Genomic DNA, 12,732 nt, shown 5'->3' on the forward strand with positions numbered 1-12,732 from the left:
ATCATTTCTCAGATGAATCAGCTTTCACTTGAAAGCAGATATTGTCGGCGCTAGCCGCTCCCTGGCCATCTTTGACAAAAACGAACAACCGATAGTTGCTTGGTTTTTCGGGGGCAACAATGACTGCCTCACCGTTTGTTGCGTCGACGACGCAGTTCGGAATCGAAGGCGGAACGGACTCTGCATCGCCTCCGGACTTGATGTCGGTGCTCTCGGCAACCACAACCCAACTGAACTGCAATGGATCATCATCTGGGTCAGCCGCGATCATTTTTACCTTTGATGATGATCCCGGTTTCACCACGGAATCTTTTAAGTCTGATTCAAGACGACTGACTCGTGGGCAGCGATTTTCGGGCCACTTGCCCGTCCAGGCGCGGCACATTGCATCGACCTGAGGAAGCTTCTCACCCGATGGCAAGAACATGCCGTACCACGTCGAAGTCGTTTCCTGTTTCTGTCCCCAAAGGAAGCAGTAGCTGCCAATGCAAATGTCCGCTGCGTCTTCACTCATCATCTCGTAAGTGACGTAGTAACTTGAAGCCTTGTCGCGACTCGAAGGTTCGATAGGTGCGTTCCATGGTGTTTTGCTGACTTCCCAGTGACCCGACGGGCCAAATTCAGTCAGCACAAAGGGTTTCTTCCATCCGGCGGCTTTGACTTCGCTGGCGGCCGAGGAGGCTGCTGCATAGGAGTTAACACCGAGGATGTCGATGTTCGGGTAGTGCTCTAAAATGCCTCGCACTTTGTTCGCAGATGCCCCAGCAATGACCGTCATCACCGGATGATTCGGGTCTTCGGCTTTGATGATCGCGGCTAGCTCGTTGAGTTCTTTCCAAACGTGAGGTGACTCTCCATCTGAATTAGGGCCTTCCATCTCGTTTCCGAGCCCCCACACCAATAATGCAGGAGCGTCCTTGTACTTGCGCACCGCTTGTCGAACATCTTCTCGCTGTTTGCGAATTTGTTCCGGATCGGAGTAGTCGAAGCCATGGCGTTCGTGGGCCACCCAAATGCCTGCGGAAACGGTGATTCCTAGCTCCGTACATCGGTCCAATAATGGTTTGCCATCGACCTGTGCCTCCAGTGCATCGATTCCCCATGTGCGGATCGAGTTTCCGCCGTGCTCAACCAATTCAGCAAGATGGCTCCAACCTCCGGCGCCTCGAATGAAGTACGGTTTCCCATCTCGCAAAAGTACAGCATGACCTTGCTCATCTTTCATGAGCGAAACGTCTTTAGCCAACCCATTGGTGGCTATCGTTAGCCCCGCAACGAACAGCAAAACAGTAGAAAATACGCGAATTTTTATAAGTTCTCTCATGACAGTTTAGTCTCCTGGAGGTATTGTGTGCATAAAGTTGCATAAAAGCAATCGTCGTCACCGATTTTGTCAAAGAAACCTAGAAATGGCGAAACCTTAAAATGGCCAAACGAGTCAATCAACAATTGATCGCCGACAAGCTCCAGGTTTCTCGTGCTACGGTTTCGCGATGCTTTACGAATCATCCGGGAATCAATCCGGAAACGCGCGGAAAGGTGTTTAAGCTTGCTGCCGCGCTCGGGTACAACCATTTGGAACCGCGAACCGGGAAAGGTCGCCGCAAATCTTCGCCCAACCGCTACGGCGTGCTGATCTGTACGGATGTAGAGAGTTATGAGAGTACCGATTACCAAAGTCCTGGCGAAAACCTGATTGCTGGCCTGAGTGAATTTTCTCAGCTCAACAATCTGTTGATGGAAATTCATTGTGTGGATCCCTCTGAAAAGACGTTGACAGATCCCTCTTATGCCAAGATCGAAACGCTTGGAAGACGCGAATGGGACGGTGTTGTTCTCGTCTATCCTTTTCCCGAAACGATCGTTGATGAATTGAATTTGCAGGTTCCCGTCGTCTCGTTGGTCGAGCAATACAGCGGCACCCCGGTTAACTGTGTTGACGTTGACCACCACCGGGGAATCGCTTTGATTTTACGGCGTTTGTCGGATTTGGGGCACAAACGAATCGGGTTCATGACGCATCGCTATGGATTCGATGCGAATTGGGCACTGCGTCGTCATTCGGCTTACGTCGAAGAAATGACTCGCCTTGGGTTGATGGTCGATCCTGCTAATGTTTTGAATGTTCGACCGACCGATCGGCTTGTGCCCGAGGAGGCGTACGCCAAGGCCCTTGAACGCACCCGATACGGAGTGACAGCTTGGGTTTGTGCCGCAGACCATCAAGCATACGGCTTGATCTCATTTTTTCAGCAGCACGGGGTCAAAACGCCAGCGGATGTTTCGGTAACCGGGTTTGATGGCATCGAAAAACCCGATTGGGCGCCGGAATTGACGACCGCCGTGATCCCCTACTACGAGATTGGCCAGATCGGCGGCAGGCGATTGGAAGACCTTGCACAGAAACGTTTTGGATCAGCACAGCACGTCATGCTCGATTGTACCCTTCGCGAAGGCGAGACGGTTGGGCCAGCTACCAGTGGATCGGCTACCAGTGGGCCTGCTGCCATCAATTGAGAGTCCTCGCGTTCCCAATACCCGATCGGTTCCGCCCCCCCATTTCAATGACGATTTCCACAGATCGGAAATCAAACCCAACGTCACTCCATGTGGCGTCGAATAGCCTGGAATTTGATCAAAATGCAACAATATGGAAAAGATGTGCATAAAGTTGCATTTGTTGATTGATTGATCCGAGAGTGTCGCATAGAACAGAAACTCTCAATCTAACTTACTCGTTACCTCCAATCTCCAATTTCAAAAACAACAATGAAAAACCTATTTCTACTGACACTGCTCTGTTCATGTTTCGCTTGCCCCGCTTCTCATGGAGACGAAATCAATACAGAGAAGAAACTCGACTTCGGCGACTACACATCCGAAACGATCACCGGGAAAGCTTGGGAGTCCTACAATGCAAAGAAATATGATGACGCCATCACGTTTGCGAAAACCTGTATCAAGATGTTTGAAAAAGAAGCCATCGAAATGCAGAAGAGTTTGAAGGAGCCAGTCGACTCTAGTGATCGCGATGCGGTTTCGAGTAAATGGGCATTGAACGATGTGGGAACCTGCTACTTCGTTCTGGGGCAAGCCTTGGAAGCGCAAGACAAAGGACCCGAAGCGATGAAGGCGTATAAGAAACTGGTCAAGACGGTTCCGTTTGCGCAGTGCTGGGACCCGCAAGGATGGTTCTGGAAACCTGTTGATGCAGCGAAGAAACAAATCAAGAAACTTGAATTTGAAGCCCTCGATAGCGATGACGTGAAAAAGAGTCAATAGAGCCCTGATTCAAGTTTGGATTTCACAGGAACAAGTAGCCACAAGTAGAAAACAAATGCGATGTTGAAATGGAAGGTTCCCTCGAATATATGCGAGTAGGTTTGCGACAATTGGCATCGGTGCAGTTGACTTCGATCGCATGGTTTCGGTTGGGGCGACGGTTGATGTTTCGACTTAGCTACGAGTTGTTGAGATTCCAAACTCTTATGCTGATTGTTGCAATGAGTCTCTGCGGGTGCGGGGAACAGCCAAGGGGAAATCAGTCGCTTGAGCCAACTCGCTCAAAAGACCCACGCGAAGTTTCTCAGGTTGAACCGGTGGTCGATAAACCGGCCGAGAGTTCGAGTCGATCGGGTCGGGATGGTTCGCTCCGAGAAGAGCGGGTTGATAAGGCGCTAGCTTACCAAGCAAAGGGAGCGTTTCGCGAAGCAGCCGGATTGTTTCGCGAGCAACTTTTAGAGAATCCAAAGGACTTCGAAGTACTGTTTCATCTCGCCAACACGGAGGCGGCTCAGCAAAACAAAGGTCTTGCGATCGATCTTTTGAGCGAGATTCCCCTTGACCACCCGGAAGCAGGACTTCCGGCGCTCGGTGTTTCAGCAGGCTGGTGTGTCGAGATCGAGCGATATGGAGATGCCGAACTGCGTTATCGGAAGATTCTCGAGATTGATCCTTCGATTCACTTCGCACGTCGAGCATTGGCGCACATGCTCAATCGACAAGGGCGGCGTCATGAGGCGGGTGTGTTGATCCGTCAACTCTGCATGGCGGGCGACGTGATGCAGGATGAATTGCATTCGTTGATCGTCGAATCCGATGCGATGTATGATCCGCCGGGACAGCCTCCTGCGGAAGGGACGCGTGCCTATTGGCCGATCGGTGACATGGGCCAGGCTCGTTTCCTCTTTACGGAAAAGAAATACCTCGAGGCGGCCGAGCTGGTGCAGCCGATCGTTGAATCGGGCGACGCACCTGCTTCGGTTGTTGCTTTTTTTGGCCGCGTTGCCGTGGAAGCTCAGGACGATGAAAAATTCTCGCTTTGGCTCCCTCATGTAAATGATGCAATTAGGGAGTATCCGGAGTACTGGGCCGCGATTGGAACTCACTTGATTCGAGAGGCACAGTACCCAGAGGCGGTTCGAGCACTTGCCGAGGCGCTGCGACTTGATCCAACGGACCTGCGCTCGATGCGACGACTTTTTCAAGGACTAAGGTCGATGGAGCAGCCCGACAAGGCGGAGGTTTGGATTGCGCACTACGCCCTGATGAATCGCATCTTGCGAGCAAGTGTCACTATTGCCAGCTCACCCTCGCCATCGGACAAAACCTTCCAGACCATGGCTAGTGACCTTGAATCGGTTGGTCGCAATCTTGAGGCCACTCTTTGGCGTTCGATCGCTGCAACGCGAATTTCCAATGACAAAGCACTTGCCGATCTTCGACAACAGATGAAACAAACCTTGGCACTCAACAGGGCATTTCCCACACGCGATCAACGATGGTGCGGAATGGACTTGGGCAGTGCCCCATTACCTTCGTTGCCATCACAGATTCAGTCGTTTGCAAACAATGGAACGAAGGAGCCATCTCGCATCGAAGGTTTGAAGAGTGTCGATCCAGCCTCCTTTCGCGACATTTCGAAAGAAATGGGCCTGCACCACAATTTCCGAATTGCCAAAGATCCGATTGAAAAGGCGTTTGCCATTTATCAAACCTTTGGCGGTGGCATTGCTGTGACCGATTTTGATCTCGATGGTCAGCAGGATATCTATTTAGCACAAGGCGCAGCGGATCCCGATGAATTTGTTGCCGAAGAGTCCGACATGTTGTATCGCACGATTGCCAAAGCCGGTTCACAACGGTTCGTTGACGTCACGGAGTTCGCCAATCTAAAGGAGCGAGCCTATACCGTTGGTGTGACCTCAGGTGATTGGAATCAGGATGGATTTCCTGACTTGGCCGTGACAAATATCGGTGTCAATCGGTTGCTGGTCAATCAAGGGGACGGCACCTTTGTCAGCCAGGCACTTGATGATCAACCTGACTTCACAAGACTCAGTACATCGCTTGCAATGGGGGATGTGACGGGCGACCATCTGCCTGACCTGTTTGTGTGCAACTATCTTCGCGACCCAAAAATTGCAAAGCATCCGGAACTCGACTCGATGGGTGATCCGCTCGATGCGATTGCGCCTTTAAGCGTCAAACCATTTCGCGACCAACTCTACGTCAACGCTGGCGATGGCCGAGTTCAATCGGGTTTTGTGGGAGCGGATGAGTCAGTCGCATGCACCGGACTTGGCGTCATCATGACGAACCTTCTTGAAGATCAAACTGGAAATCAAGTATTTGTTGCGAATGACGTCCGAAATAATCAGCTCTGGACCCGTGGCGACGAGGGCACGTTTGTTGACCTCGCTGTACCGTATGGCTGCGCGTATGGATCGCTCGGTTCTGCGACAGCGGCAATGGGAGTTACAGCAGCCGACTTTGATCGAACGGGAACGATTGATCTCCATGTGACCAATTTTATCAACGAGCCGGTCAGTTTTTTTATTAACGGAAATGGACTTTTTCGCGACCTCCACTACCGATTCAATTTGACTAACGGAAGCACCCCGATGCTCGGGTTTGGCACACAGGCCATCGATTACTCAAACAATGGATGGCCTGATCTGGTCGTGACCAACGGTCACATCGAAGATCTGGAAAGCAAAGGTCAAGCGTTTCGGCAACCCATTCAACTGTTCGCGAATCTTGGAACTCGTTTCGAATTGGTCGATGTCGCAAAATCCGCATATTGGTCCAAGCCGCATTTGGGCAGAGCCCTTGCTCGATTGGACATTGATCGCGATGGGAAGTTAGATTTTATCTTGAGTGACTTTCTCGATCCTACTGTGCTAATGCTAAACGAATCGCCATCGGTAAATCATTGGGTCGCATTTCGTCTGATAGGAACATCAAGTGAACGCGATGCGATTGGCGCAAAGATCAAGTTGGAAAGCAATGATCAAGTTTGGACCGCTTGGGTCACTGCGGGCGATGGATTTCTATGCAAAAACGAATCAAGCGTCCACTTTGGATTGGGGACCGACACAAGTATTCAACGCGCGGTTGTTACTTGGCCAAGCGGAAAAGAACAAACCTACGAGACGATTTCCGTGGACGAATCCATTTTATTAATCGAAGGTGAGCCAGAAAGTTTTGTTCTCCCTTCTGCAATGTTTTAGGTCGCGGAAAAGGTCAATCTTGTTAGCGAGACTATGTGTTGAATTGTCACGTCGAAGACTCAATGCGATAATTCAAATGGCTCCACGTCTTCCTGCACTAACAACCACCGAGACCGGGACGCCAATTGAGCGTAGGTCTGTTTTCGGCCATCGGGCCATGTGACGGTGACGTCGCAGGCGTGGGACGAATCGCCGGTCCCGATATGGACAACTCGTTCATTGCTACAGAGAAAACCGTCGCCGGATGTCTGTGCTGCGGTCCACCGTTGCTCTTCCGATTGAACTTCAACGATCGCTCCGACGGCGTCTCGCGAGCAGTGACGTCCACAAAGTTGCAGGTCGATCCAGTGACCTGAGTGATCGGTTCGGTTCACCAAAAGGGCGACGGGTTCGGTTTGGTGCGTGACGGCAAGATCCGTAAGGCCATCGCGGTTGGCATCAAGGGTCCATAATGCACGGCCGATGTGCGGTTGGTCGAGATACTCACCGCCAATGGCATCTTCGATCGACGTATACTCGTTTCTCTCGGTGCGTTTGAATACTTGCATCGGTTGAGAGTAGGGTGTTGCTCGTTCACCGCTTGGATAGGAATCGACATGGCCATTTGATACGACCAATTCGAGTTTCGTATCGTTGTCGAAGTCCACGGCCTGAGTGCCAAATCCAACGAGCGGCAATGTCGAAATATCAAGTTGATGGAGAGTGGTTTGGTCTCGCCAAAGTCCTGGACCGTGTTGATTGTGGTAGGTGTTACTCTCATTAACAAAATTAGTGACGTAGAAATCCAAGTCGCCATCTCGATCCAAGTCACCGGTAGCAATCCCCATGGAACCCTGGGCCGGCGAGCGCTCATTCGATCCCAGTCCGCGCAAGATCGCAGATTCGTTTAGCTGGAAATCGAAGCCCGTTCGCGTCTCAGACGTGTTCGAACGGGTCCAAAAATGGTTGCTTGTCATATCGTTAGCGATAAATACGTCAACGCCTCGTTCTTGGTCAAACGATCCTGCAACCACTCCTAAGCCACGACCAATCACCATCGGCGTGGCGTTCCACTGCGAGGTGCGATCAACAAAGTCCCCTTCACCACCATTATGCAAAAAGCGATCAGGGCATCCAGGAAACACAAGTGGTGCGCAGGCTCTTGCAATCTCAATGCCTTTTTGGGGACAGTCTTGTGTCACCGGTTCAAGCCCGATGCAGTAGTTGAGGATCGTTAGGTCCGCCAAACCATCGCTATCCAGATCCGCAACTGCACCGCTAGTAGACCAACTCGACTGGCCCTCACTCTCGTGAAGTCGATGACTTGCATCGCAAAACGTTCCGTCCCCGTTATTGACTAGCAGCGTATTTGGGCCATAGTTCAGCACCAAAATGTCTGCGAAGCCATCTTCGTTGACATCACCAATCGCAACGCCCTGGCCGAAGCCGGTGTCACCCGTCCGCGAGGGCTCGGTCACATCCAAGAACACGCCTTCGATATTTCGCATCAACCCATTGGTTTCGGAATTGCGATAAGGGGGGATTCCACCCGCGGCCGCTAAGTACAAATCACACCAACCATCAAGATCGAAGTCGATCGCTCCACCGCCACAACCAACCGTCTGGTAGAGCATGACACCCGGTTTTTCCAAGTGCTCTCCGGTGCGACCAAAAAAATGCAGTGCACGTTCAGTGGCTTCGTTCACCAGTTTGATCTTATGCGGTTTCCTTGTTGAATTAGCTGCAATGATTGGATGATCGTTCCGTGGGGCCACGGAATGAAGTTTCGGTTCAAGAGGGGGCAATGGAAAGCGGGTCAAATCTAGCTCAAGCTCTAAACGCGATTTCGTGTCTTGCCAAGGTGTATCTTTACGAAGTGTTTTGAGGATCGATTCGCGAATTTCAACCACGGGCACCGAATCATCCTCGGGAAGCGTCATGGCGATGGAAGCCCACGCTTCGGCTTCCCATAGGCGACCAAGGCCGCGTAGTGCTGTGGCCATTTCGATTGCATCGGCTCGTGCGGTGACACCGGATGTCGAGAGGCGTGACATCAATTCACTGATTTGACTGAGAAGCAAAACGCGTGTTTCAATCGCTTTCATCGTGTCGGAGTCTAGGCTGCTTTGCCCCTCTTCGAATTGCCTCAATGACGTACTCAACCGAGTCCACGCCGCTCGTGAATTGGCATTGCGACGAGTCGCTTCCCAATAGGCGCGGGTCGATTCGAGTTGAAGTTGTCGCGAACGCGACCAATCGCCTAGGGCGATCCAGTAGGCTGGATAATGTCCGACATCGGTGTCGGCACTTCGTGCCAGCGATATGAACTCGTCGAATCGGCCCGACGCTACAAACGCTCGGCCCAATAGCGCGAGTGAAGGAGCATGGTTTGGGTAGCGGTTGAGGATCCCGCGTAGTAAGCCAACTGCTGCTACCCTATCGCCGCGGTCAAACAGAATTTTTGCTTCGGCGATCAACGGACGCTGGTCGTTCGGATTGCGTTTTGCCATCTCCACAAGTGGCTCTGCGCTTTCCGTTCGAACCTCGGAATCATTGAGTGCCAATAACAGGGCACGGTCGAATTGACGGTTGCGAACCAAAAAACGCCCGTGGGGCAAACTGCGAACGCGGTCTTCGGTCCCCCAATACATGTCGTGTAAACGGCGGCGGATATCGTGTTGCATTGGTTGGTGGACTAGGACCTCTTCAAACATCTCGATGCAATCGTGCATTCGCCCAGCTGCGAGCATGATTCCCATCGCTTGTTGCACTCGAGACGAGTTCTCAAATGACTCAGCACGGCATGCGTCAAGCATCAGGTCGCCCGCTATTTCAAGCTTTTCATTCTCGTACGCGACTTCAGCAACCGTAGCGATTGCTGTGGGATCGTTGGAGTGTTGAGTTAAAACCGCATTGGACAGCGTCCAAGCTTCTTGCCACTCTTTGCGACGCATCGCCAAACGCATCTCTTGAAGCGGTTCTAAAGTTGCAGGCGGAGTCTCACGAGTGGAAAGATCCGCGGCTTTCTCACACCCCGCGACCAATAGAATGGACGTCAGGAGAAAGCATCGGACGAGCAATGACATAAAACCGACTCGGTGACTGAGAGGCTTTTCGCGATATGCACAACCCCGCGCAGCCCAGAAATATTTCGGCTACGCGGGGTCGGCTGGAAGCTCTTGCAAGCTTCGATAGATATCGGTTGACGAAGATTCCGATTGACGAGCTACATCAATGGGAACGCAATCAACAGGATTTATTGATTCGGGTTGCTTTTCTGTGACGCTGACATCGACTTTGCATAGTCAGTGTTTCTCGCATCAAGCTGTGCTTGGATTTCAGCAGTAGGTCCTCCGACAATGGTTGGTTCATCCGAGCTACCACATCCCGAAAGACAAACGAGTGAAAGAGCCAAGGTCAGGCTGCCAAACAGTGATATTCGATTCATCTTAATGTATTCGCAGAATTGAGATCTATTGGATTTAAAGGGCAATGCAGGGAAAGCCGCCTCCCCGTGCAACGGATTGTTGCACGGGGGGAGCGTTCGCTTTCAGCTTAGACTAGAATTCTTCGCTGATTGTTTCTTTGCTGGCACGGGTACCAAGTGATCCCCACAAGCCATACGGGCTCTTTGAACCAGGCGATGCTGTGCCGGTTCGCGAGAATTCAACCATGTGGGTTGTTTGGTTACCCGCTTCGATTGAGTCGGTGACAAACTTCACCGCCCCGTCACCCATCAGGATGTGGCAACCACCTTGATGGCGGCTACTTGGGGGAACGATACCTTCTTGGCCGGGCCATTCACCTTGGTAGCACAATGTACCATTCGGCGGAATCACGGTCATCATCCCGGTGTAGAGGTGCTCTCCAGTCATCCATTGGTAACCACGCCCAAAGCTAGAACCGTGAGACTTGATGATGGTATCGGTGCCGGCAGCCCAGAAACGAGGTCGTAGTGGGTCTACCGAACCATCGGTGCTACAGATCGATGGATTCGCTTTGGAACCCTTAAAAATCGCAGCATCCGTTGTGACGTCACGGTCGCCAAGGTCGGTGTTGATCTCTCCCGCGATGATGGTATTGGAAAGTCCGTCTAGGATATCTCGGAAAGCCATTTTTTGGTGCACTACGAATGCACCGCGTTGACCGGCACGACTCCATTCAGCGTCAGCTGTTTGGACGACCAAACGTTGGTCCACCGCTCCGGTTTCTGCTTTAGAGAATGAATCACCAAGACAGCATGCGTAGTTTGTGCGTCCTTGGCCTGGTAGACCGCGACCCGGATCCGAAGGGCATCGGAAGCTTGGCAGTTCCGTCATCGCGGGAGGATATGCGAAGTCCGTTCCGGCTTTCGGACCGAAAGCGGTATAAGGCGGTGTTCTTGGAGTCAAGCCTCCGGATGCGCCAACCTCGGAGCCGAGCGGATTGGAAATTTGTTCCCAAATCGCTTGTTGCTCGATGAAAGGAGTGATTGGCACGAGCCAACTCAATTGGCTCTGATTGGTGACGGCACTACCATCCCACCAAGCACCCGTGTTTGGGTCCATTCCCGTACCCGTTTTTTGTTTAGGCAATTGATTGTAGGCGGAATGATAATTGTGAACTGCAAGCCCGATCTGCTTGAAGTTATTGCTACAGCTCATTCGGCGAGCTGCTTCGCGTGCGGCCTGAACCGCTGGCAAAAGGAGACCAACGAGAACACCAATGATCGCGATGACCACCAATAGCTCGACAAGCGTAAACCCAAGTTTGGGATTCTTTGCACGATACATCATGAATATTACCTAAATGAGAAGGGAAGAAATCAAACGAAAGAGACGAAGAGACGAAGAGACGAAGTAGGGTGCGTATCGAATCGGAAGCCGTTTACTACCAATCGCACACCTATTTGCAGCAGTAAGAAACGCGTAAAGCAGAGATGGGAAACGCAATCAAAGCATCTTTTCAATGAACTCCTAAAGAAAAACCAACGAGACAATCACGATTTGAAAAAGTACGGGGAACAGCCATTAAACTCTTAAAGACGCCTTGCAACCGACTCACGACGCTGTAGTTCCGCTCTTAGAACCGGAAGCTTGCACGATCTACCTTGCATAAGCTCCACTAATCCCAATGCGGCTGCCTCACCCATCTCAATACCAGGCTGTCTAACTGTAGTCAGTGGGGGAGTCATAAACGCTGACTCGGCTTGGTCGTCAAAGCCGACGAGGGAGACGTCTTCTGGAACACGAATTCCTTGCCGGTGCAAAGCTAACCTCGCACCATAGGCGACCATATCGTTGGCACAAAAAACCGCAGTGAATGACTTTCCTCGCATCAGTAACGAGTTGATCGCTAAAATTCCAGACTGAGCTGAAAAATCGCCCTCGACTACGAGTTCAGGGTCGAGCTTAATCCCGGCATCCGAGAGTGCTTCGGAATACCCGTCGAACCTGCGATTCGCATCTTGATGATGTTCGATACCGCGGATCAGTGCGATGTTCCGATGACCGAAGTCGATTAAGTGCTTCGTTGCTTCAAAAGCTGCCGCAACGTTGTCAATGTAGACGCACTGGCCTTCCCATCCGCTCAAATCTCTGCCCACGATAATCGTCGGCGAGCGTTCTTTTAACTCGGCCAGCTCCTTTCCAGGAAAGCCACCGAGAAGAAGAAGACCGTCTACTTTTCGGCCAAGCAGTGTTCGGATGACATCCAACTCGGTGCGTTCTTCCCACTGACCATCCGCAAAGATTGGCGAATAACCGGTTCCGGAAAAACCCTTAATCACGCCCTGCATGATCATGTCGTAAAATGGGCTACCAATGTTTTGAGTGACAACGCCAACGGTCATCGAACGACCACTCGCAAGACTGCGAGCAAAGGCATTGGGCTGGTAACCCAGCGACTTCATCGCTTCGAGAACGTTGCTTCGCGTCTTGTGGTTAACGACCGACTTATCGTTGAGCACCCGCGAAACCGTGCTCTTCGAGACATTGGCTCGCTCGGCGATGTCGTTGATGGTGGTGTCGTTAACTTTCATGGATTTACGTCGGCGAAAGGGCTCTTGCAACCGGTTTCATTAATAGTAGGCGAATTGCCCAAGGTTTGCAACCGGTTTCTTTTCGGTTTTCATGAAATACGATAAAAATAGCTGTTGGGGCCATGTTTTATTGAAACCGGTTGCAGGTTGGTGTACTTTAATGGGGTGCACAAGGGGGAGTCGCCGGCTTTGCAAAGGAACCGGGTGCTTGCTTCTTGGTGC

General features: G+C 51.6%; 8 protein-coding genes. 3 read left to right on the forward strand and 5 right to left on the reverse strand.

What is annotated here, in order from left to right; translation table 11 throughout:
• Nucleotide 1 precedes the first annotated feature (1 nt).
• Entirely contained in the window at nt 2-1,324 is a 1,323-nt protein-coding gene (locus tag CA13_RS30005; protein ID WP_419195017.1) for a glycoside hydrolase family 2 TIM barrel-domain containing protein, read from the reverse strand.
• A 101-nt stretch (nt 1,325-1,425) separates the two neighbouring features.
• Here CA13_RS30005 and CA13_RS30010 point away from each other — a divergent pair, with 101 nt between their 5' ends.
• The 3 genes from CA13_RS30010 (at nt 1,426) to CA13_RS30020 (ending at nt 6,512) form a co-directional block, all read left to right on the forward strand.
• Nucleotides 1,426-2,517 (forward strand): LacI family DNA-binding transcriptional regulator, encoded by a 1,092-nt coding sequence (locus CA13_RS30010; RefSeq protein WP_146402933.1) that lies wholly within the window; start codon nt 1,426-1,428, stop codon nt 2,515-2,517.
• A gap of 252 nt (nt 2,518-2,769) precedes the next feature.
• On the forward strand, nt 2,770-3,282 hold the full coding sequence (locus CA13_RS30015) for a beta-glucanase precursor (RefSeq protein ID WP_146402935.1): 513 nt from the start codon (nt 2,770-2,772) through the stop codon (nt 3,280-3,282).
• Between the two features lie 68 nt (nt 3,283-3,350).
• The gene (locus CA13_RS30020; RefSeq protein WP_146402937.1) at nt 3,351-6,512 is read left to right on the forward strand and encodes an FG-GAP-like repeat-containing protein; all 3,162 of its coding nucleotides are present in this window, start codon (nt 3,351-3,353) and stop codon (nt 6,510-6,512) included.
• 59 nt (nt 6,513-6,571) lie between these two features.
• Here the strand turns inward: CA13_RS30020 and CA13_RS30025 are convergent, their stop codons facing one another.
• From CA13_RS30025 to CA13_RS30040, 4 genes are all read right to left on the reverse strand, one after another.
• Entirely contained in the window at nt 6,572-9,577 is a 3,006-nt protein-coding gene (locus CA13_RS30025; protein WP_146402939.1) for a CRTAC1 family protein, read from the reverse strand.
• 170 nt (nt 9,578-9,747) lie between these two features.
• Complete coding sequence (locus CA13_RS30030; protein WP_146402941.1) at nt 9,748-9,939, reverse strand: hypothetical protein; 192 nt, start codon at nt 9,937-9,939, stop codon at nt 9,748-9,750.
• Between the two features lie 112 nt (nt 9,940-10,051).
• Nucleotides 10,052-11,263: a DUF1559 family PulG-like putative transporter gene (locus CA13_RS30035; RefSeq protein ID WP_419195175.1), complete on the reverse strand. Its 1,212-nt coding sequence runs from the start codon at nt 11,261-11,263 to the stop codon at nt 10,052-10,054.
• Between the two features lie 245 nt (nt 11,264-11,508).
• Nucleotides 11,509-12,510, reverse strand: coding sequence for a LacI family DNA-binding transcriptional regulator (locus CA13_RS30040; protein WP_146402945.1), 1,002 nt, complete (start codon nt 12,508-12,510; stop codon nt 11,509-11,511).
• Nucleotides 12,511-12,732: the final 222 nt, after the last annotated feature.

The organism is Novipirellula herctigrandis (assembly GCA_007859835.1).
Classification (GTDB): Bacteria; Planctomycetota; Planctomycetia; order Pirellulales; family Pirellulaceae; genus Novipirellula_A; species Novipirellula_A herctigrandis.